This is a genomic window from Clostridium pasteurianum DSM 525 = ATCC 6013 (assembly GCF_000807255.1).
GTDB classification, from domain to species: Bacteria; Bacillota; Clostridia; order Clostridiales; family Clostridiaceae; genus Clostridium_I; species Clostridium_I pasteurianum.
The window spans coordinates 1,044,064-1,067,147 of sequence record NZ_CP009268.1 but is presented as its reverse complement, the minus strand read 5'-3'; the positions used below and the strand labels follow the sequence as shown (position 1 = coordinate 1,067,147).

The 23,084-nt window shown below is 29.1% G+C and carries 24 protein-coding genes; 3 read left to right on the top strand and 21 right to left on the bottom strand.

Annotated elements, in window-relative coordinates; genetic code table 11:
• Window positions 1-10 precede the first annotated feature (10 nt).
• Window positions 11-145 carry a HepT-like ribonuclease domain-containing protein gene (locus tag CLPA_RS21865; RefSeq protein ID WP_335617779.1) on the bottom strand — a complete coding sequence of 45 codons (135 nt, stop codon included), beginning with the start codon at window positions 143-145 and terminating at the stop codon, window positions 11-13.
• Between the two features lie 220 nt (window positions 146-365).
• Between CLPA_RS21865 and CLPA_RS04825 the strand changes: the two genes are divergently transcribed.
• Window positions 366-572 carry a hypothetical protein gene (locus CLPA_RS04825; RefSeq protein ID WP_003444753.1) on the top strand — a complete coding sequence of 69 codons (207 nt, stop codon included), beginning with the start codon at window positions 366-368 and terminating at the stop codon, window positions 570-572.
• Window positions 573-695: 123 nt separating this feature from the next.
• Here the strand turns inward: CLPA_RS04825 and CLPA_RS04820 are convergent, their stop codons facing one another.
• A complete protein-coding gene (locus tag CLPA_RS04820; RefSeq protein ID WP_003444755.1) occupies window positions 696-1,781 on the bottom strand; it encodes a helix-turn-helix domain-containing protein in 1,086 nt (361 codons plus the stop codon).
• A gap of 322 nt (window positions 1,782-2,103) precedes the next feature.
• Here CLPA_RS04820 and CLPA_RS04815 point away from each other — a divergent pair, with 322 nt between their 5' ends.
• Together CLPA_RS04815 and CLPA_RS04810 are read left to right on the top strand one after the other, a co-directional pair.
• Window positions 2,104-3,453 (top strand): alkaline phosphatase family protein, encoded by a 1,350-nt coding sequence (locus CLPA_RS04815; protein WP_003444757.1) that lies wholly within the window; start codon window positions 2,104-2,106, stop codon window positions 3,451-3,453.
• Window positions 3,446-4,738 carry an MFS transporter gene (locus CLPA_RS04810; protein WP_003444759.1) on the top strand — a complete coding sequence of 431 codons (1,293 nt, stop codon included), beginning with the start codon at window positions 3,446-3,448 and terminating at the stop codon, window positions 4,736-4,738. The genes CLPA_RS04815 and CLPA_RS04810 overlap by 8 nt, the downstream gene beginning before the upstream one ends.
• A 69-nt stretch (window positions 4,739-4,807) precedes the next feature.
• Here CLPA_RS04810 and CLPA_RS04805 read toward each other — a convergent pair whose 3' ends face one another.
• From CLPA_RS04805 to CLPA_RS04715, 19 genes are all read right to left on the bottom strand, one after another.
• A complete protein-coding gene (locus tag CLPA_RS04805; RefSeq protein WP_003444771.1) occupies window positions 4,808-5,050 on the bottom strand; it encodes a DUF2164 domain-containing protein in 243 nt (80 codons plus the stop codon).
• Between the two features lie 239 nt (window positions 5,051-5,289).
• Window positions 5,290-7,782, bottom strand: a complete 2,493-nt coding sequence (locus tag CLPA_RS04800) for an ABC transporter permease (RefSeq protein ID WP_003444773.1) — start codon at window positions 7,780-7,782, stop codon at window positions 5,290-5,292.
• A gap of 16 nt (window positions 7,783-7,798) precedes the next feature.
• On the bottom strand, window positions 7,799-8,443 hold the full coding sequence (locus CLPA_RS04795) for a cysteine hydrolase family protein (RefSeq protein WP_003444775.1): 645 nt from the start codon (window positions 8,441-8,443) through the stop codon (window positions 7,799-7,801).
• Between the two features lie 111 nt (window positions 8,444-8,554).
• The gene (locus tag CLPA_RS04790) at window positions 8,555-9,352 is read right to left on the bottom strand and encodes an EFR1 family ferrodoxin (RefSeq protein ID WP_003444776.1); all 798 of its coding nucleotides are present in this window, start codon (window positions 9,350-9,352) and stop codon (window positions 8,555-8,557) included.
• Between the two features lie 103 nt (window positions 9,353-9,455).
• The gene (locus tag CLPA_RS04785) at window positions 9,456-10,337 is read right to left on the bottom strand and encodes an MBL fold metallo-hydrolase (protein ID WP_003444777.1); all 882 of its coding nucleotides are present in this window, start codon (window positions 10,335-10,337) and stop codon (window positions 9,456-9,458) included.
• Between the two features lie 23 nt (window positions 10,338-10,360).
• Window positions 10,361-10,732 carry an MmcQ/YjbR family DNA-binding protein gene (locus tag CLPA_RS04780; RefSeq protein ID WP_003444779.1) on the bottom strand — a complete coding sequence of 124 codons (372 nt, stop codon included), beginning with the start codon at window positions 10,730-10,732 and terminating at the stop codon, window positions 10,361-10,363.
• A gap of 226 nt (window positions 10,733-10,958) precedes the next feature.
• Window positions 10,959-12,122, bottom strand: coding sequence for an acyltransferase family protein (locus tag CLPA_RS04775; protein ID WP_003444781.1), 1,164 nt, complete (start codon window positions 12,120-12,122; stop codon window positions 10,959-10,961).
• Between the two features lie 102 nt (window positions 12,123-12,224).
• Window positions 12,225-13,589, bottom strand: coding sequence for an AAA family ATPase (locus tag CLPA_RS04770; protein ID WP_003444784.1), 1,365 nt, complete (start codon window positions 13,587-13,589; stop codon window positions 12,225-12,227).
• A gap of 372 nt (window positions 13,590-13,961) precedes the next feature.
• The gene (locus CLPA_RS04765) at window positions 13,962-14,468 is read right to left on the bottom strand and encodes an AAA family ATPase (RefSeq protein WP_003444786.1); all 507 of its coding nucleotides are present in this window, start codon (window positions 14,466-14,468) and stop codon (window positions 13,962-13,964) included.
• A 10-nt stretch (window positions 14,469-14,478) separates the two neighbouring features.
• On the bottom strand, window positions 14,479-14,601 hold the full coding sequence (locus CLPA_RS21860; RefSeq protein ID WP_257786229.1) for a hypothetical protein: 123 nt from the start codon (window positions 14,599-14,601) through the stop codon (window positions 14,479-14,481).
• 194 nt (window positions 14,602-14,795) lie between these two features.
• Window positions 14,796-15,098 carry a hypothetical protein gene (locus tag CLPA_RS04760; RefSeq protein ID WP_003444788.1) on the bottom strand — a complete coding sequence of 101 codons (303 nt, stop codon included), beginning with the start codon at window positions 15,096-15,098 and terminating at the stop codon, window positions 14,796-14,798.
• 312 nt (window positions 15,099-15,410) lie between these two features.
• Complete coding sequence (locus CLPA_RS04755) at window positions 15,411-17,264, bottom strand: FtsX-like permease family protein (RefSeq protein ID WP_003444789.1); 1,854 nt, start codon at window positions 17,262-17,264, stop codon at window positions 15,411-15,413.
• The gene (locus CLPA_RS04750; RefSeq protein WP_003444791.1) at window positions 17,254-18,009 is read right to left on the bottom strand and encodes an ABC transporter ATP-binding protein; all 756 of its coding nucleotides are present in this window, start codon (window positions 18,007-18,009) and stop codon (window positions 17,254-17,256) included. The genes CLPA_RS04755 and CLPA_RS04750 overlap by 11 nt, the downstream gene beginning before the upstream one ends.
• A 15-nt stretch (window positions 18,010-18,024) precedes the next feature.
• Window positions 18,025-18,876: an undecaprenyl-diphosphate phosphatase gene (locus tag CLPA_RS04745; protein WP_003444797.1), complete on the bottom strand. Its 852-nt coding sequence runs from the start codon at window positions 18,874-18,876 to the stop codon at window positions 18,025-18,027.
• A gap of 166 nt (window positions 18,877-19,042) precedes the next feature.
• On the bottom strand, window positions 19,043-20,029 hold the full coding sequence (locus CLPA_RS04740) for a sensor histidine kinase (RefSeq protein WP_003444798.1): 987 nt from the start codon (window positions 20,027-20,029) through the stop codon (window positions 19,043-19,045).
• Between the two features lie 11 nt (window positions 20,030-20,040).
• Window positions 20,041-20,733 carry a response regulator transcription factor gene (locus tag CLPA_RS04735; protein ID WP_003444799.1) on the bottom strand — a complete coding sequence of 231 codons (693 nt, stop codon included), beginning with the start codon at window positions 20,731-20,733 and terminating at the stop codon, window positions 20,041-20,043.
• Between the two features lie 375 nt (window positions 20,734-21,108).
• Window positions 21,109-21,645 (bottom strand): GNAT family N-acetyltransferase, encoded by a 537-nt coding sequence (locus tag CLPA_RS04725; RefSeq protein ID WP_003444801.1) that lies wholly within the window; start codon window positions 21,643-21,645, stop codon window positions 21,109-21,111.
• A 120-nt stretch (window positions 21,646-21,765) separates the two neighbouring features.
• Complete coding sequence (locus CLPA_RS04720) at window positions 21,766-22,506, bottom strand: HAD-IA family hydrolase (protein ID WP_003444802.1); 741 nt, start codon at window positions 22,504-22,506, stop codon at window positions 21,766-21,768.
• A gap of 140 nt (window positions 22,507-22,646) precedes the next feature.
• A complete protein-coding gene (locus CLPA_RS04715; RefSeq protein WP_003444803.1) occupies window positions 22,647-23,069 on the bottom strand; it encodes a GNAT family N-acetyltransferase in 423 nt (140 codons plus the stop codon).
• Between the last annotated feature and the right edge of the window lie 15 nt (window positions 23,070-23,084).

Sequence of the window (23,084 nt, the reverse complement as noted above, 5' to 3'; positions counted from 1 at the left end):
GACATTATTCTTATGCGTCTATATTTTTAACTATATTATTAATAAAAACTTCAAAGTCCTCTAAATTATTCTGATTTATTTCATATATCATTTCATCACTAACATTAAAATACATATGGGCAATTCTGTTTCTAAATTTATCTATAGAAAAATAAGTATCTACATATTTTTCTTCAATTCGTAATAAATTTGTGTTTAAACTATATTTTCAACTTTAAATTTTCCAATAATTATATTTTACTATTATTTATATGTTATCACAATTAATAAATTATAATTAAATATAATTTGTATATACTCTTGACCTTTATACCTGTAAAGGTTTTATAATATAGATATAATAAATGAAAGGTGGATATACTTATATGAAAATGGCTATTCTTGGAGCTGGCTCTATAGCAAAATCTATGGCAGTAACTATAAACAAAATGTATGAAGTAAAAGCTTGTATTAAGGCAATACAAGAGGGCAAATTAGAATGTGACGAAATGCCTCATTCAGAAACTATAAGAGTTATGAAGATTATGGATAGTCTTAGAAAAGAGTGGGGGATTGTTTATCCTTGTGAGTAATTCACGAATTTCAGGTTAGTAACATAATTTCACTACATTATCAAAGAAAAAGATACATTGATTGAAGCAGGTTCTTAATTCAGGTGGGATTCTTTTACCCCATCTGAATTTTAGAACTGCAAGTTAGCCAGGTGAAATATTATCTCTTAGCATTTTGATAGCTTGTTGGTAATCTGTTAGTCCAGCTAATACTTTCAAATCTGGATCATCCATAAGTGATTGAAATAACTTTTTTCTGATGATTTTCTGCCCTTTTGAATCTACTTCCAATTTGACATTTTTAAAAAAATTATTATTACAATAATCATATTCTGATGATAACAAACCCTCCACATAAGTTTTAAACCATTTAGCCCCAAGATTTAATTTATTTGTCTTAATATACAATGCACATGTATTATAGTCTCCTGAATGTAATCCAATTTTAAATTTATTTTCAATTTTACAAATAGCATCTAAATACAATAATGCCTGCTCATATTTATCTGTTTCTATAGATATTTTTGTCAATGTGGAAAGCATACCTATACTATTATTTAAGTAGTGTAGCAGCATCTTTTCACAAAGAATTTCAGCCTCTTTATTTTTCCCCTGTTTATGTAATACAAAAGGTAAAATTGACATTGGGTCAATAAAAGAATTTGTTAATTTTTTTAGAGCTTTTTCACTTTTCCCATAGTTTTCTAACATCATTTGAATACCTGCTATTGAAAATAGTGCTGAAGGTACATATTTACTGTCTTTACTTTCTACAACTTGTTCAAATAATTCTAATGAATACTCCATTTTTGACTTTACAAGTTCTTCAGAATCTTTCCTATTCTTATCTATCAGCATTGAATACATTGATATTAGTCCAGCAATTATTAATTTCAAATTCACACTATTGGGATATTCTTTAAGATACTCTTTACACTTTGCTTCCCCTTCATCATATCCAATTTGTAAAAATACTTCTGTTAATTGCCTCTTAATCTTATCTACATCTTTATCTGATAGTTTTGGATTAAAAGATAACAAGGTATCTACCGACACCTCTAATGCTCTTGCCAAAGATGGTAACAATCCAATATCAGGCATTGACTTTCCAGTCTCCCATTTACAAACTGCTCCCGCTGAGACTCCAATCATAGATGATAATTGATTCTGTGTAATATTTTTTTCTTTTCTCAATTGTAATATTGTATCTCCGATGTTTAACTTATCCATAACTTACCTCTCTTTAAATTCAATAAATGTTTATATATTATCCATTGTGAACCTATTTCTTGTAACAAACAATGGAGGTAAAATCACAATATAGTAAATAAAAGTTGAGTAAGATTCAATTTATCCGATAACTAGTCGCTGTAACACTTCACCCGTACTCTGTACAGCGATTCGCACCAAATACCTCTTAAGCCTCTCGTCGTGGCTATTATAAGAATATAAAAAGCACCCATGTTGAGATATTTTTACATACATTTAATACTTACTCAACAGAAAGATGCTAACATGAAATTCAATTAAAAATATTGGAGATGTAATGTTTATGGAGAGAATAAGTAACCAACTCTATGTAGTATCTCTTGACGGATTGTCTACACTAGATTTTGATTATATAAGTAATCTTCCCAATTTTAAAAAATTTATAGAGAATTCATCTTATTGTAAGAATGTATACAGTGTTTATCCAACTCTTACTTATCCTGCTCATACCACTATTGTTACGGGAAAATATCCTAAAAATCACGGAATAATAAATAATACTCTATTACAATTAAACAAGAAATCCCCAGATTGGTACTGGTATAGAAAAAATATAAAGTGTGAGACAATTTATGATCTAGCTGTAAAAAATGGGTTGATCGTTGCTGCACTACTGTGGCCAGTAACTGCAAAGTCCAAAATTCAGTATAATATGCCTGAAATCTTTGCAAACAGGTTCTGGGAAAATCAGATAATGGTTTCCTTATTTAACGGCACACCACTATTTCAATACCAAATTAATAAGAAATTTGGACATTTACGTGATGGAGTAAAGCAGCCTAATCTTGATAATTTTACTCATCAATCTTTTTTGTATACCATCAAAAATAAAAATTTAGATTTAACTTTAGTTCACTACACTGATTTAGACAGTACAAGACATATATATGGATTTAATTCCGATGAAGCAAAACTAGCCTTGGTAAGACATGATAAAAGACTTGGTGAAATTATTGAAACACTGAAAGAAAAGGGCATTTATGAGGAAAGTACCATTATACTTCTTGGAGATCACAGTAGTCTTGATGAAAACAAGATAGTAAATCTGAACATTCTCTTAGCAGAGAAAGGATATATACAGCTTGACAAAAATGGTAAAATATCTAGCTACACAGCAATAGTGAAAAATTGTGATGGTTCAGCCTATGTATACACAAAATCTGATGAAGGTGAAAATGAATCTTTAAAAAAAATACTTAAAGAATTTAATGAAAAATATCAATGCATTGAAGCAATTTACTCTGGGGAAGAAGCCTCTTATATGGGAGCTGATCCTAATTGCTATCTAATGCTTGAGGCTAGAAAAGGCTATTATTTTCAAGACGGACTAAAGGGGAATATTATTAAAGAAGTAACTTCCTATAATACAGAAGATGGAGTAGAGCACACCCTTTCTACTCATGGGTATTCACCCTTCAAAGATGATTATACTACAGTATTTATGGCATCTGGTATGGGAATAAAGTCTGGAAATATTATTGAAAAAATGAATCTCATAGATGAAGGTCCCACTATGGCAAGACTCCTAGGATTAACTCTTAAGGATGCAGACGGAGAAATTATATACGATTTCATTGATGAAAATAATGTTTCACATAGTACGTACGAAGACAAGGAGAGTTCTTATGAATAAATACAGCAAAGCTGAAAAGAGCTGGATTTTGTACGATTGTAACATATCAACTTACAGCATGATAATTATAACTACCATACTTCCAATATATTTCAGAATGATATTTGAAAATTCAGGTGGCACCAGTACTATGGCAACAGCTCACTGGGGATATGCAAATTCCATAGCAAGACTGATTATAGCCATTGCAGCTCCTATATTAGGCACCATAGCTGATTACAGAGGTTACAAAATGGGCTTTTTTAAAATATTTTGTATTGCAGGAATAATTTTTACAGCACTTATGGCTGGAGTACCTGATACTGCCTGGATTCCCTTACTTATAGTTTTCATACTAAGCTCCATAGGAAACTCTGGCAGCAATATATTTTATGATGCCTTTCTTGTGGATGTAACCCCTAGAAAACGAATGGATATGGTTTCTTCTATTGGTTTTGCAGCTGGATATCTTGGAAATATACTTGCCTTTGCAATATGTATGAGCATAGTTATACTGGCGAGTATGAAGATAATACCCATTTCTGTATTAACCGCCTGTAAAATATCCTTTATCATAACTGCTATATGGTGTGCATTATTTTCTCTTCCTATGATAAAAAATGTAAAACAAATTTATGGGATTGAAAAGGAACATAAAGTAGTGGTTAAAAGCTTTAATAGGCTATTTTATACAATTAAAAATATAAGACAGCATAAAAATCTGCTTATCTTTTTAATAGCTTATTTCTTTTTTATAGATGGAGTAAATACTATTATAACTATGGCTACTTCCTTTGGTGCAGATCTTGGTATAAGTGACACCACAATGCTCATAGTACTGCTGTTTACTATGGTAGTAGCATTTCCCTGTGCAATTATCTTTGGAAAACTTTCTGAGAAATTTGGAGCTAAAACCATGCTATATGCAGGAATAATAGTGTATTCAATTATATGTATTTATGCAAACTTTGTTCATAATGCTGCAGGTTTTTGGATTTTAGCTATGCTGGTAGCAACTTCTCAAGGTGGTATACAGGCACTAAGCAGATCCTATTTTGGAAAGCTTGTACCTAAAGAAAAGAATAATGAATTCTTTGGTTTCTATAATATTTTCGGAAGATTTGCAGCAATACTAGGTCCCTTTATAGTTGCATTGGGAACCCAGATTACAGGAAATACAAGTAAGGGAATCTTCAGCGTCTTAATTCTCTTTGTTATTGGAGGACTTATTTTAACTAGAGTTTCAGATAAATCTGTTGAAAACAGTGAAGAGTATTTTGATGACAAGATTGCCCTGGAAAAATAATATTTTAGTGAATAAATTTCTAAGACCTGTGATGAAGTGTTTAGTTGACATCACAGGTCTTCTTTTTAATTAATATTTTTGAATAGATAAAAGATCCTCTATTCTATCGTTCATGTATTTGTAGGAATCAAAAACCCCTTGATTATAAAATTCTTGAGCTAATTCTTCTATAACAAAATTTAAAATAAGACCTGCAGCTAAATCACCTATTTCTTCCTCTCTTTCATTGAGAAAGTAGTTTTTTATTGCAGAAATCATCTCTTCTCTTTTTTCATTTGTCAGTTTTATTTTATTTTTATCTTCATTTCTCATAGAGTATCTCCAATCAAATTATTTTAACCTGACTAACTTGGCGTAAGCCATACATTTGCAGTTCTAAAATACTATAAGGCATATGAAAATAAATAATAAGTCAAAGATGCGACGGATATTTTGAATCCAACAAGGAAACAGGTTCCGCAGATAGTGAGCTATCTAAGGGTTCTGTTGACGTAGTAGGATTCAAAATATACTAGTATACTGACTAGTTATTTATTTGAATGTGCCTAACTCTATTCATATTTAATGGATTCAATAATGTTGAGCTTAGAGGATTTAAAAGCTGGAACTATTGATGCTGCTACATTAATAATTATTCCACCTAAAAAAGCATAGACAAATAAAGTCCATAGATAATTTATTTCCAGTGGAAGATTCATAGCTTCAGTAACTTTAGGGACAATTTGGATCATTAATATACCTGCAAAAACTCCTACAGTTCCACCTACAATTCCTCCACTTAGAGATTCTATAAATATAACTTTAATAATTTGTGATTTACTCATACCTACAGATCTAAATATTGCAAGAGATCTTTTTCTCTCCATGAAACTGATAAGGAGATTATTCAGCACTCCAAATATTCCTATAACTAATGCCATTATTGAAAAGGCATTGAGAACATTAAACATTTGATCATTGCTCTTTTTATTTTCAGTTTGCATTTCTTCTTTTGTCATAAGAGACAGTCTCATATTTGCCAGTTTGTCTTTAATATTATTTAATACAGTCTGGGGATCTTTATTTGTCTTTGCATATATTGCAGAATAATATCTAATTCCCATATCATTCTTTAAATATTTTTCTCCTATAAGCGCATAGTTTCCATTGTACATTACTGAATTAAATGTTCCAATAATCTTATACTGCCTTTTGTTTTTTCCCATCTCAAAATTAATATAATCTCCAACCTTTAAATCTATTCTTGAAAGCAGTGAATCCGTCACCAATATATTTCTATCCTCATTCAGTTCTTTAAAAATCTCCCCTGGATTATCTCCCAATTTCTGATCATAAAATTGCAGATACTTGTTTGAAGAAACACCCTCTACAGAATCAATGGTTCTACTGGAATCCGCAAGCTTTACACTGGAGCTGTAAACTCCATAAGTATCACTGACTCCATCTACATTCTGTACAAGCCTCTCTGTATTTTTATCCAGCATATTTCCCCACATTTCAATATCCACATTAAATTTTGAGTAGGCATCTAAAACTTCTACTCCTACACTGTAACTTACCGTATTTATCATCAAAAGTGCAGATATTCCTATAGCTAAAAGTGAAATATTATTCAAAAGACTTTTGTTTTCTCTTAAATTTTTAGCTGCTAGTAACCCTTCATTTCCCAGTATAAATACATAAATCTTTTCAAAAATTTTAATAAATATATTAGCTATAAAAGGTACAAGTAACACCACGGAAGCAACTGCCAGTACCATGCATATTCCATCTATGTACAAGGCATAATTTTTAGGTACAATATTGGGAACTCCAAAAGAAATGCACAGTAATAAAATACCTAGAATTAGCTTCCAAAGTTTATTTTTACTGTTTTCGCCTTCAATTTCATTTAATACAATATCTTTAACTGGAAGTTTTGATACTCTGATTATAGGAAGTATTGCACTTATAAAGGAAATAAGGACTGCTAAAATAAAGGCTGCTAAAAGCTGTGAAATGGAAAAATTGATTTGTGCTGAATTTCCCTTCATCCAATCTGGTGTAGTAACCCAGGTCATTATATACAATATTCCTATTCCCATAAAGCAGCCTATTATTCCTCCAATTACTCCATAGCAAAGACTTTCTAAAATCAATATAAAATCCGTCATTTTCTTAGTTGCACCAATGCTCCTAAAGGTTCCTATAACAGGTAGTTTTTCCATAGCTATTACCTTGAAAGCAGTATAAGTAATAAATATACTCATAAAAAGCACTACAATAGTCATCATCATAAAGGGAGTGGTAAAACCGCTTGCCTGCTGCTTTAAATCTTCATCATTTATGGTTCTTTTCACTTCATAATCTCTATATATAGACTTTAAATCCTCAATTACCTCTTCCTTATTAACTGAGTCTTTGGATTTTATGTATATAGCAGATACCATACCTTTAGTATCCATTATGGAATTCAAAGTTTCCAAAGGAACTATGGCAGATATAGTTTGTCCATCATTAGAAAAAAATCCTGTCTGAGCAGCTATTCCCCATACAGTAAATTTATATTTTGAATCATTTATTTTAAGTTCAATAGAATCTCCAATCTTCTTATTGTATTTATCTGATGCAAATTTACTTATTATGATTTTTTTACCTGTAAACATCTTATCATCACTGCTGTCCATAAAAGAAACTGGATTCATCAATTGTAATTCATTAAAATTAAAGCCACGCAAATTAAAAGTCATGGTTTCATCATTATTAATTTTGTATATTCCCGATTCACTAGTTGAGCCAATGGCATAATCTATATTGGAACTTTCTTTCTGAATTTTATTCATGGAAAAATATTTAGAAGGAGATTTATCTCCTGAATGAATTATAATATTTGAATTGCCATAAGAGCTGCTTAATTTATTTATATAAATTTTTTCTATAGTACCAGATATAGCATTTGAAGCAAAAAATAATGCCGAGGATACGGCTATTGCGAACAAGATAAGGAAAGTCCTAAACTTCTTTTCTTTAATACTTTTTAAAGAAAATTTAAAAATAATATTCACCTATTTTCCCCCTACATTATAATATTTCATCAACAATTTCAATTCCATTGGCTTTCATTTCCCATAGTGAAATAACTTTCATTAAATCCCCATCATGAGTTTCGAAATCAAAGGTTTCAACCCCATTTATAGGCACAACTATCCTTCTACTTAGATTTTTTTCATTAAAATAAGTCTTAAGTGTAGTAACCAAATGACTGACACATATATCAGCTTCACAGCCTACTACTATGTAATTTTCTATAATATCTTCATTCTTTTCAAGCCATTTCTTAAAATCTGGTGCATGAAATCCATTTGTACTGTTTTTAGAAATCATAGCCACCTCTTTTCCAATTACCTCCTCTGTATTTAGTTCATCTATAAGTTCACTTTCTTCTGTACCTTTTATGCAATGTTTTGCATAAGTAGTAAGTTCAGCAGAATTTTCTTCATGTTCATCTAGAAAAAATATCTTTTTATATCCCCCACTTCTTTTGTTTAAATCTACAATAGCATCTATAATAGAAATAATTCTATGGGAAGAAAGCATACCCTTTTTTACAAAGCCTTTTACCATGTCAACCGTTACTATTGCTGTATTCTCCTTTGGAAAATCCTTTAAGTATACTATTTTCCCTTTAATTTCTTTTTCCATACTAAAAATTTTATTAATATCCATAAAAGTTCACCTTCTTTTATATTTTATAGTACAAAAAAATCCCTCTGTTAACAGAGTAAAGTTATATTATATATTTGTCAATAAAATAAAAATGTGGTCTTTTTGCTTATTTTATATTAACTCCTTAACACCTACATTAGGATTTCTATATCTTCTCCTGTTTTCAGTTTTCTTACCCCATTGAATGGCCTCACTAGGACAATATTGAATGCAGGCTGTACACTGCTCACAATTATGCTTCCAAAGAGGCTTGTTTAAATGGAATTCTATGTTATTAACCGGACAAATTTTTTCACAAAGTCTACATCCATTACAGCTATTTGTAACCCAGAATTTTTTATCTTTTACGGGAATCTCATCCATTATTCTATCTGTAATTTTAATAAGAGCCTTGTCTATTATTCTATCAATCATCAATTTACTTACTTCACACTTGGAATCTTTTCTTTGCTTTATTACATCTGATATTTTTTTAATCTTTATCTTTTCTCTTTGAAAAACCTTATTATCCTTTTTTGCTGCACTAGGATTATAGGCAAAAATATTGTTTGCTGGCATATGAATTAAAAAGCCAGCATTAAGTGTCCCCCCAAAATTTTGTAATATATGCTCTAATTTAATTAACACCCCAGCTGCTGCTCCACCATAAGTTGCTACTCCAAAAATATAGGTTCTTTCATTAACTTTTAGTTTTTTTACAATTTTCTCTACCATCAACGGAAGTCGTGCATAGTACACTGGGAATACTATTCCAAGTATTCCTGCATTCACTTTTATTTCTTTTTCATCTATGAGTGAAGATATTCTACATAAATTAATTTCTCCAAGCTCACTTCCTATATTCTTTGCTACTTGCAGGCTATTGCCTGTTCCCGAGAAATACAGTATAGTATTTTTTTCTATTATCATAATAATACCACCTCATTTTTATATTTACTTTCCATTTTATGAAAAAACAAACTATCATCTTTGAATAGATTTATTATTCTATGTATTACATATACGTAACTTTTTATTTATACTCTATCTTAAATTCATCAGTCTCATGTCCAAAAACTACATTTACAGATGGATACTCTTTAATAAATTCCCTTATCGTAAAAAAGCTTTTCCTTCCCTCTTCTATATCCGAAGAGAATTTTCCTGTCTCCACATTGAGTTCAAAACCTTTTTTTGTAATACAAACATCACCGGTAATCAAAATCTTCCTTTTTATTCCATTTACTAAATAGGAAGTATGTCCTTTTGTATGCCCCGGTGTAGAAACTGCCCAGAATGAACCATCTCCAAAAATATCAGCACATTTTCCTAACATAGGCATATCCTGTGCTGATGAAAAATCTATTTTTTGCAGATTTGTTTTATTTTCAAAGAAATTAGAATAAACCAATGGGAAAAAGCTTGTTTCACATTCACCATCACCATATATATAAGGTATTCCACTCGGCAACGAAGGAACACCTGCTGCATGTTCGTGAATATGAGTTAGAAAAACACCTTTTAAATTTATTCCTCTTTTTTTAAGTTGAACTTCAATCCCTTCTTCACTTTTTTCCTGAATATAGCGATTTTTAAAATAAACTTTCTTTAATAAACCTTTAAAATTTCCACCAACTTCATTTGAAAAAGAGCTGTCAAATCCCGTATCAATTAAATAGTCTCCATATTTTTCATGCCTCACTATATGTGCTAGTACCGGTACTACAGCTGTACCGTCTTTTAGCTTTGAGGCATTTTTATTTTTAAGATTTAACAATCCAGAAATTTTACTTATAATTTCCCCTGTGTTTAAAGTTTCTATTTCTATTGCTGTAGGATGCTTAGATGCAGCTTCCCAATTCATAAATTTTGATTTATTTATCTTATAATAGCTGACATTATTCATACTTTTCATATAATACTCCTCGTCTTATAGAATTAATCATTTTTATCTACTTGAAGAATCTCTTTTTGCATTTTTTTACTAAAAGAGCTTAATGCCAGTTCATAGGACATATCTATCATTTGCTTTAAAACATCATCCGGCACATCTCCCTCCAAATATACTGAGTTCCAGTGCTGTTTATTCATATAATATCCCGGGATAATATGTTCATATTCATTTCGTAGTGCTTGTCCTAATTCAGGCTTACATTTTAAAGTAATAATTGATTTTTTATATTTATCTCCACCCTGCATTGCAAACATTTTACCCCCTATAAGATATCTCACCGCTTCCCAATCTATTTTAAAATCTTTTTCAGCACATTTTTTAGATAGGCAATACTGATCGAGCCATTCATACTTCATATAATATCATCTCCATAGATATTTTTTATTTGATTTGTTATCCTATATTTAAAATTATTTTTAATGCACAAAATTACATAAACTTTAATTAGTCATGTAATCCAGCTAAGTATTGATTATCCTTAATTTTCTGTTTTAAAAAATCTTATAAAGACCTTTAATAATACCAATACTAAAAACTACCTGCCAATATAGGTTAAATTTTTGTAATTTATAATTAATATTTTTATGAAAAAAGCTTCTTTAAAATAGGAACTTTTCTTATTATATAACTAAAAGTGAAGGTAATTGGCAATACAATTAATGCTGCAATAATAAATTTGATTACTGGGTATAAATGAATATTCTTTATTAGTAAGGATATTACTATTAGTATTGGAGCATGAAAAACATATACACCAAAAGCATTTTGTGAAAGAAAATTTACAACTTTGCCTTGATAGTTAAACTTATCTCTAAATATTACAATCAGCCCCAAACACATTCCTGCACAAACTAACTGCTCCCAAAATGCATAAACTGCAGACTGCCAATAAAATCCACCAAGTATTACATATTCTTTACCATCTAATGGACCTGTGAATAGCATTATTAATATCCATAATAATAATCCTAATACTAAGCCTATTTTCAACCAAAAAACTCCAAATTTATAGGGTAAGTTTGAAAACCAATTATTTTTACATGCTAAAATCCCAATAATAAAAAGCACTACGTATTGAGAGAAAAAACATAACTGCATATTCATAATTGAAGTCCCAATTGGTGCAAATATCCTTACTACGAAATTAAAAGAGGATATAAGGATTATTGTAAGGATTATAGAAAAATGGCTAGGATATTTTTTATATTTTATTAACTTAACAGGTTGCTTATAAGCCTCCCTCACAAAATCATAAAATAAAGTAAAAATTAATAATGCAAAAGCAAACCATAAAGGACCAGTATTCCCTAAGAATCCAACAGGCTTAATATAATTAATATAGTATTGATTGAATGCTTGTACTGGTTTATGAAGAAAAACTCCCATAATGAAATATTCAATAAATGGATGAATAACAAAGATATAAATTATTACTGGTATGCCAAGTCTTACAAGTCTGTTTTTAATAAATTTACCTGCACCTTTTTTATCATAAGCTTTAGGAATAAAATAACCTGCTATTAAAAATAAAAAACCCATAAAATAAGCCTGAGAAAAAGTATTAAATATTGCAAATATAACTTTTGATACTGTATCAACTGATTTATTTTCAACATAATACCAACTACCAATTCCACTATATGTAACACTGGTATGAACTAAAACTACTATAATAATCATAATCAATCTTATGTTATCAATAAAAAATATTCTATTCTTAGGAACATTAGTTTTTGCAGTATTCATAAAGACCCTCCGTATATATTTTAAAAATTTATTTATTCTATCTAAACACTCATGTTTAATAAAATCTAGATATTCATTTTTACAGCTTTAAATTTAAATAAATTAGAACGTAAATTTAAACCTTGGAAACAAAAATATTGGAATTGTATAGGTTTTATTGGCAATTCCACCTTGTGTTAAACCTTTAAGATAAACTGCAAAATCTATTTTCCCATTAGCTAATGATTTTACTATAGTCTTACCTGGATTTTTGCCTGACTTAACTTCTATCCCATAAATTTGACCATTTTCTCTATTTCTATATATAAAATCCAACTCACCATCACCATAAACTCCAAACATAGGAATTGTAGGTATTTTATCTAAAAGGCAATTATAAACAAAAGTTTCACTTAATAATCCATTAGATTCTGACATCAATATATTTGTCTTTTCCATAACAAAATTTGCCATACCTACATCAGATAAAAAATATCTTTGACGCTTCTTTATATTTGTAAAATCAAAGTCGATTAACTTATCACAATCTTTAACGAATTTAGATGTATAAAACCATTGAAGTACTCTATTACAATTTTCTTTTGTAATATTACTTGAATACTTTTTTGTTATAATTTGCTGTAATTCTTCTGTATAACTGCTTTCTTTAACACCTTTTTTGCTTCTAGCCAAAATTTCTATTATTGCACTTATGCAGTCTTCAAATACTCTAGTTGTAAGTATATCCCCATCAAAATATCTAGAAGACTCCTCACAAAATATTCGTAATAATTTTTCAAACAAATCATTAATATTCTTTTTATGATTTGTTAAATATTCGCATACAATCTCTGGATATCCTCCAACTTCTAAGTAATCTTTATATTTATCATAAATTAATTGATAATCTTTTTTATCACTATTTCCGTACAAATCTAATGCTTTATATAGATGTGTTAAATTGAGAGCCTCCATAAATTCTGTAAATGACAATGGTTTTATTTCAAAAAAATCTACATCTCCCATAGGTGACCAAAATTCTTTTTGCATTACAACTCTTCCTAAATAACTTCCCGTCATAATGAAATGAGTCTTAAATTTTCTTGCAAACTGTCTTATCATATTATAAATTTTATAAGATTCCTGTATTTCATCTATTATAATTATACATTCTTCACTATCTCTAAAATTATTAGAAAATCTTTTAAACATTTCTTTTAGAGAATTAGTTTTTTCCCTGTCTAGTTTTCCTGATAATCGTTCTTGTTTTATCACATTATAAATTGTAAGTAAGTCTTCTCCTGCTTCTTCTAATAGATTAATATAAATTACATACTTATAATTTTCCCTTGAAAATTTTTTCACTAAATAAGTTTTCCCTACTTGCCTTGCACCTTCTATTAGCAACACTTTATTATTGTGATTATTTTTCCATTCTAATAATTTTTCATAAGCATCCCTTTTAAGATCTATTATTTTATCTCCCATTTCATCACTTCCTTACAATTTTAACCTGACTAACTTGGCGTAAGTCTCCCACGCACTCTGTGAAAGTGATTCGCACAAAATTAAAATTTGGGCTCTCTACTTGCACTCTGTGAAAGTGATTCACACAAAATCAAAAAAAGATTTTGGTTCTCTACTTTTCTTCAAGTGGGAGTTCGACGCCAAGTAAGCCATGCATTTGCAGTTCTAAAATTCAGATGGGGTAAAAGAATCCCCACCTGAATTAAGAACTTGCTTCAACTATAGTCTTAGTATATCTTAATTCTATTATTTAATCTGATAATAAAATGACTACTTCCAATATATCACAATATATTTTTTCAGTAAATTAAACTATTCATCTTTTTTATTTTATTATTTATCAATAATCTTCATTATTGTATCTACAGTTTCTGATATTGAATTATCAGTTGTATCAATTTTTACTGTATCCATATTTTCATATAATTTGAGCCGTTCAATACTTGTACTAATAGCAGAGTCCTCTCTCAAATTGAGCTGAACATCCTTTAATATTCTCTTTTTAAGGATTTCTTCCGAACAAATAAGTGTTATCTTTATAAGATCAAATTCTAAATCATTCAATCTTTGCAGTATAAGCTTAAAAATTTCTTCGGTATGTATAACCCAATTAAATATAACGTACTTGCAGGATGAATTAACAAGAAAATTTCTTAACATATAGGTTATATTATCTATAACCATAGCTTTATTCTCATCATTAACAATAAAAGGATTCATCCTCCAGCACCAATCACCATCAAGCCATACTGAATTATAGAGTTTCTTATTTAATTCTTTACAGGTTGCAGTTTTACCTACCCCCATAGTGCCATTGATTATTATAAGTTTTTTATTCATAATAAATCTCCTAATTGAAAATGTGTACTATTCCAAGTATTACTGCATTCACTTTTATTTCTTTTTCATGTATAGGTGAACCTATATTACATAAATCAACTTCTCCAAGCTCACCTTTTATATCCTTTGCCACCCAAAACTGTTTGCTGTTCCAGAAAAATATAATATAGTATTTTTTTCTATTTTCATATAAGACTCTTTCTATTAAAACAAAAAGCTTAACATTGTAATATTAATTTTATTTTACAAAACATTGTTAACCGTTAGACTTAGTATAGTATAAAAAATACCGTAAAATTCAATTTTGAATAATACGGTATTTTTTAATTATACTCTTTCCATAATATCAGCAGGTATGCCTATACGCCAATTTAATTCTTTATTTATCTTTCTTACAAAAGGTTTTATTACCTCATCTAAATAATTCTGCGAAGTCACCACATTTCCAACATCAAACCAAGTAGACCTTAGTATATATATTTTACCCTTTAATTCTGGTGTTATATCTTGGATTATTTCATCAATAGCAGATTGTAATTCCATCTCTGTAAATACTGAATTTTTAGCGTCTAAAATAGCTTGCTTAGAATTTTTAAGATATTTTTTAGCTGTTTCAATATCAATTTTCATGTTCCTACATCTCCCTATTTACTATATTACTGATATTTTATTATTATACTGATATAGAAATTATAACATATATTTTACTATATTCTAGTATTTAACATAAAAAACCAATACATTTTTATAGTATTATAAAAATGGTCTCTCAATTAAATTAATAAGTTATTTATCTATATTAAAAAACCGTTCCTGAAATTCTATAAGTGCCTCAATCTATTCTTTATTATATTTATTAGGATCTCTTGCAACTACTAATTTATTTTCATTATCATTTTTCATATATGTAATTAGTTAACCGTAGACTTCAATTACTCAAAATTATAATAAACTTTTCTTAATCTCAATTAAATAGGTTTTTCTTATAATAATGAAATATATGATTTGAACAAACATCATACTTCCCATCACCACAAATGCTGCTACAGTTATCTCTATTGCATAAGCATATTTTAATGCAGAAAGAGCAAAGAAGGAATGTACCACAGCAATTATATAAGGAAATAAAAATAATATACCTATCTCAATAGTTAATACCTTCTTTATTTCTTTATAGGTTAGTCCTATTTTATTTAACTGCTTATATTTCTTTTTATCCTCTAAAATATCCATGTAGCATTTGTTATATAAGAAGCTTCCCGTTGTTACAAAAAAGATAAGTCCTATAAATATTGTACTAAATAGAATTACTCCATAGGCTATTTTAGTACTTTCTAATATATGGGCTTTTAGCAAACTAATATTTTGAGTGCCTTTTGAATCAATTTCAAAGTTATTATAATAACTTTTACATATACTTAATGTATCCTTATAATTCTTTACATTAAATGCCCAAAAGTAAATCTTACCCCCTTTTATCTTTTCATATACATTATCTTTAATTACATATATATCCCCATATAAGGTGGGAATTACTCTTTTATCACTTTTCCCAATAACATCTAGTTTTATATTGTCTAAAATAATTTTTCTTCTTTCATATCCAACTAAAGGTGCCGCTACTACAGTCTCATTTTTATTAAAAATAATAGTATCTAAAGATAGTGTTGATGCTAATTGTTTATAAACATTTTCTTTAATTACAATGACTTCATCTTTATCACCCTCTGGGATGACAATCTTCATTTCGTCCCTGACCTTGGTATAATCGACTCCTTCCTTTTTCAGTGATGATTCTATAAAATCAGCTCTGGTCTTATTATTCTCTCTATTAGAACAGAAAAATGCTTGAGGAAAATCTCTATTTATATGTATCTCTTTATCCCGCCAATAAGCATATACAGCTCCTATTGATGTAAGGGCAACTGTTGAAGTTATTGTAATCAAGAAAAACATTCTTGTATTATTTTTTATTCTATATAGCAAATTTGATACCCATAGTAATGTAGTTTTCTTCATATATAAATTTCTATTTTTTTTAAGTAACTTTATTACAAATACGCTTAATTGAGAAAATAAAAAGTATGTTGCTGCAATGACCATTATTGTCACAGGTATTATCCTATAGGTTATTGTCTTCATACTTGCTGTGATTGATAGATAATATCCTATTGTCAATAATCCAATACAAATAATCACAAGAATAACAGAGGATTTTGGTTCAGGTCTAGGTTTTTTAGTTCCCTTAAGTAAACTTAAAACTTTATCTTCTTTAATGATAAATGAACATAATGCTGAATTTACTATTCCTATCATTACAAAAGCAATAAAGGTAATTAGCATTGCTTTGATCGGAAGATAAAATCCTAGTACATTATATCCTAACAACTTCCCACTAGCGGCTAAAAGTATTTTTGAAAAAACTACTCCTATTATTATACCTACTATTGCCGATACTGAACTAATTATTATGTTTTCAATGCTTATCATCCTCTGTATTTGTTTTTTTGATGAACCCAGTGTATAAAGTATTCCAAATTCCTTATACCTGCTTTTAAGAAAGACACTTACCGAATAGAACACAAAGAAACATAAAAATAAGTAGGCAATGACTGTTGTCATATTAAATGTATTTTTTAAGTACTGAGGTAATTTAAGTACCACAAAATCAGGATGAAATATAATCATGGTAAAAGAAAATAATAACGCTGCTGATATACTACTACTTAAAAAATAGGCAAAATATGCTTTTGCATTTCTATGCACATTTTTAGTGGCAAACTCTCTAAAATTCATTAGTTTCCCCTCCCAATAATGCAAGCACATCGATAATTTCCTGATAAAACTTTTGTCGGCTATCTCCTCTATAAATTTCATTATATATTGCACCATCTTTTATAAATAAAATTCTGCTGCAATAGCTTGCTGACAAGGGATCATGAGTTACCATCATTGTAGTTACTTTTTCCTGTTGGTTTATTTTTTTTAATAATTCCATTACAGTTTTAGCTGCTTTTGAATCCAAATTACCAGTAGGCTCATCTGCCAAAAGTAAAGTAGGACTGTGTATTAACGCTCTCGCAATAGCTGTCCTTTGAGCCTCTCCTCCTGATATTTCAAAAGTTCTCTTGTTTATCAGCTCCTCAATTCCAAGTATTTTTGATATTCTATTAAGTTCTTCATCCTGATATTTTACTGATATTCCGTCTAGTGTAAGTGGAAGTACAATATTTTCGCCAACTGTTAACGTATCTAACAAGTTGAAATCTTGAAATACAAATCCTAATTCTCTCCTTCTAAACAGGGCCAGATTATCTCCCTTGAGCTTCAAAGGATTTTTATCTTTTATTCTTATTTCTCCTGATGTTGGTTTGTCTACTGTTGAAACCATATTTAATAGAGTTGTCTTTCCACTTCCAGATGGTCCCATTATACCTACAAAGTCTCCTCCTTCTATGGTGAAACTTATATTATCTAAGGCACTGAATACTATTTTATTGCCATATACCTTACTTAAGTTTTTTACCTCTAAAATCTCCATCTTCTTAAGCTCCCCCTATTCTGTTAAAGTTATAATCTTAATTAATACTAATACCCCAAGTAAAATGCCTACTACTATTCTATATACTGCAAATATCTTCATTGGCTTCTTCTTCAGATAATCAACAAACTTTTTCATAACAATCAAAGCTACTAGAAAAGCCACAATAAATCCAGCTATTAATGCAATCCATAATGTAGGTGTCATTATAGAATAATCAAATTCAAATAAATCCTTTCCTGATGACCCTATCATAGCTGGAATAGCTATGAAAAATGAAAACTCTGCTGCTATTGGTGTTGATAATCCTGCAATCCATCCACCCATTATTGTAGAAGCACTTCTTGACATTCCTGGCCATACAGCAAGCAGTTGTAACAAACCAATTGTAATTACTTGTACAGGAGTTATACTGTCTATACTTTCTACTTTATGAGCCTTATTTATATATACCTTTTCGATTATAATTAACAATACTCCTCCAACTATAAAACCTACTATAACAGCTTCTGGTATAAATTTTGATTTTATTTTATCGTAAAACAATGCTCCTGTAATTCCCATTGGAATAGATGCTGCGATAACATTTATTCCAAATCTAAAACCAGTCTTTCCTTTTCTTCCCCTTGTAAATATAAACTTAAAGAACTCTACTATACTCTCTTTAATCTTCTTCCAATACAGAACAACTACTGCCATTATTGCACCAAGTTGAATTACAACTTCAAACATCTTAGCAAATTCTCCTCTAAAATCGATTGCCCATCCAACTAATATCATGTGTCCTGTAGAAGATACCGGAATAAATTCAGTTAATCCCTCTACTATAGCAATTATAATTGCTTTTAATATAAATGTTGAATCCATATCTTATTCCCCCTCATACAAATAAATTATTACTCTGTACATAGTTTATAATTATAATGTATAAGGTGCTATCTCTAAAGCTTACAGTAATGTGACATCTATGTAAGCTTTTATGGCACAAATAAAAATAGCAAATAAACAGTTGAACTATCTCATTTGCTATTCATTATATTTGTCTTTTAAACTTTATTGTAACCCTTGTTCCTTCATTAACAACAGATTCAATCTCTAATACATGTCCTAAATTTTTGCATATTTCTTTAGTTATATATAATCCCATCCCCGTAGCTTCTCCATATTTACGTCCATTTTCTCCAGTAAAAAATGGATCAAATACTCTTTTAATATCTTTGCTAGGGATTCCTATTCCTTCATCAATAACCTTTAATTTAATTTCTTTTTGATTTTCCAAGGCTTTTATAATTAATTCTTTTCCCTTACCCGTTGAATACTTTACACCATTAATAATAAGCTGCCCTAATATAAACTTTAACCACTTAACATCACTATAAACCTCAATGCTTTCATCTATCTCAACTCTGGGAATTATTTTATTTTTTATAAAAATCTTTTTTTCTTCATTTATTGCGTCCCGAACTAGCTTCTTTAAAAAAATCTTTTCTACTAAAAAATCTTTTTTGAAAGAATCTAGTCTTGCAAAATGCATTGCCATATTTAGGCCTTCCTTTAGCTTATTCACCTCTTCCTGCATATTCTCATACTTTTCTTCTCCTTCATACGCTTGAAGTTGTAGTTGTATTACAGAAAGAGGTGTCTTCATTTGATGTACCCATTGATTGATAAAAGTTAAATGCTCATTATGAATTTTGTTACATTTTTGTATTTCAGCTTCATATAAATTATGCTGCTTCTTTAATATTTCAGAAATATTTTGACTTAAATCCGAACTGCCCAGTTCCAAGAAAGTATCATTTAAAGAAGTAAATCCATTTCTTAGCAACCTATATAATTGTATATTTTGATAATACCTAAAAGCTAGAAAGCATACTAGAATAAATGTATTAAACAGCAGTATGTAAATAATTTCATCAAGTTCTATAAATCTCATAATATTAGAATACATAATTGTAAGAGTTAAACTTAATAAATATATACAAATATAACCTCTATTATATTTTAAAAATAATTTCATATTATTCCACACTACCAGGTTTTATTTAGTTTATAACCTGCTCCTCTTATAGTTTCTATACCTTCATCTATTCCTAAAATCTTTAACCTTTTTCTTATTCTGCTAATGTTTACACTCAAGGTATTTTCCTCTACAAACTCAATATCATCCCATATCTTTTCTAAAAGAAAATCTCTACTAACTACTTTGGGATACTTTTCCATAAGACATTCTAAAAGTATACTTTCCCTTTTAGTAATAATTAATTTTTTACTATTAAACTCTAATTCTAACCTTTCTGGATAGAACTTAAGACTATTAATTTCAACTATTCTTTCTTCTACCTTGGAAGCATAATCTCCAAAAGCTCTTCTTATATGACTTTTTATTTTTGCAATAACAACATCAAAATAAAATGGTTTGGTTATATAATCATCTGCTCCACTTTCTAAAGCCATCACCTGATCCATTCCGCTATCTCTTGCAGATATAAATATTATAGGAATTTTTGATTGTTGTCTTATCTTTCTGCACCAATAGAATCCATCAAATCTAGGTAAATTAACATCTAACAATACTAAATCCGGATTATACTCATTAAAGCCTTCCATTATATCTTCAAAGTCCTCTGTTGCTCTTGACTCAAAATCATATTTGTTTATATATTCTTGTAATAAAGTACTGATTGATAAATCATCTTCTACAATATATATTTTATATTTCATAATTAATTTCTCCTTTTATACATATTCCCCTCCATTGCAAACATTTTGCTCACGATAAGATATCTCACCGCTTCCCATTCTATTTTAAAATCTTTTTCAGCACGTTTCTTCAATAAACAATACTGGTCAAGCCATTCATACTTCATATAATCTAATCTTCACTTTTCATTAAATTTCTTTGTTCTTATTATTTTATAATTCCTTTTTCTTTTAAAATATTTCCATTTTTCTAAAAAAGCTTCTCTTCTATCTGAATACTCATTTTTCATAAAATCTAGATATTCATTTTTCCAAATTTTATCATCCTTCTATAGTTCACATCCAATTACTCTTGCTCCATGACATAAAAAATTTATAAATTAATATAGATTAAATTTAGTCATTTGTTATCCACTCCGACTTTAAAATTCCGTACTCATAGGTATCTGCCCATAAGGGTTCTCCATTAATATCTTTCTTAAAATATATATTTTTAAGAAGAGTTCCTTCACGCCTCATGCCAATTCTTTCTAATAATTTCCACGAATGTTCATTTAAAGGATTACACATTGCCACAATACGTCTTGCATCTAATTGTGAAAAAGCTTTATTTATCAATGCTTTTACACTTTCTGTTGCATAACCTTTTCCCCAATAATTTAGATTAAATACATATCCTATTTCCCATGTGCTAAAATCTCCTTTAGCTAAATACAAGTTCCCTATGAGTTTATCAACTTCTTTTAAACATACAGCATAAAAAAATTCACTTTTTGCTCTATTTATTGCTTCTTTTCTAGCTTCTGACTCAGTATAAACATTATAAGGCTCATATTTTACTACCGTCTCATTTGATAAATATTCATATATATCTTTCCAATCTGCTTCATTAAATTTTATAATAATTAATCTATCTGTAACTATATTATTCAATTTAACTTCCTCCATATTATATTAATTCATTTCGTATAAGCGCATACATAATGCAGTCATTAAATTTGCCCTTATGAATTAAATATTACTGAAACGAGTTCACTTTTCCCAAGTATTTAACTAACCTAAAATCTTATCAATAGCATAGAAATTTTTAATTATACTATAATTTCTATAGGCAAATTTATTGTATATATACAATCTCCAATCTCTGCATAGTACAAAAGATTTAATACCAAGATTTATTGCTCCATCACAATTTTTTATGCTATCATCAATGAATATAGCTTCTTCAGGTGAAACATCTAATTCTTCAAGGGCTGTTTTATACATTAATTCATCAGGTTTAGTTACACCCTTTATTGAAGATATAACAAAAGAGGAGAAATACTCTCTTAGATTAGCATTTATAAATACATTCTCCAGTGATGGCCAAGCATCTGACACCACTGCCAACTTATACTTTTTACTTAGTTTAGGTATAAGTTCAATACCATCTTTGAAAAATGCATACTTGTTATAATTATATACTAAATCTCTGGCAATAGATTTCACATACTCCTCCTTTAAATTTAATTGTGGTAAGCTCTTTGAAAATATATTATAATATTCAAAAAAATGTGCATATTCTTCCTCTTCATTTACAATTAAATTCTGCTTACTGATGTATTCACCCGCTTTACTAAGTGCTTTTCTCCTTTGTGAAGCTGATATGGAATTAAACTTTTTTCTATCCACATAATTAAAGAAATTAGGGGTTATAAACCAACTGCCCGTAACCGGTCCATTTAATACTCTGCCAGAATCTATTAGAATAGCTTTGATTTTTTTATTATTAAATGCTAACGATTTTTTTGACATAGAACTTCCCTTCTTTATTTGATTATTTAAAATCCTCTAATTCAAAAACTGCTTTTACTTTCACCTCATTTTCAACACTTATCTCACAATATCTATAATTTGTCCATTTTCTAATTTTGACTTTGTTATACTATTCAGATTTAGTCATCTTTAATCATTAAAAACATTCCTGCACCATCATATTCTGATGGTCTTAGCTCAAATCCAAACTTTTTGTAAAATCCTTCTTTATTCTTTGAGCTAATTAGTTCAACACTTACTTTCCAATCTTTTGGAGTTCTTTGTTTTATAAAAGACAACATATTTTTTAAGATTAAATTTCCGATGCCTTTATGCTGGTATTTAGGTAAAACTGCAACATCCTTTATATAATAAAATAAGCTGTCATCACCACAAAGTCTACCCATCGCTATTATATTGTTATTATCAAAAGCGCATACTGTATATAATGAATTTTCAATTGCCTTTTTTAATTGATTAACAGGCACATAACCCCAACCAACTGAATCTGATAAAATATTAAAATATTCTGCAGTTAAAACTCCTTCTTTAAGCTGTACCATAATCACCATCTCCTT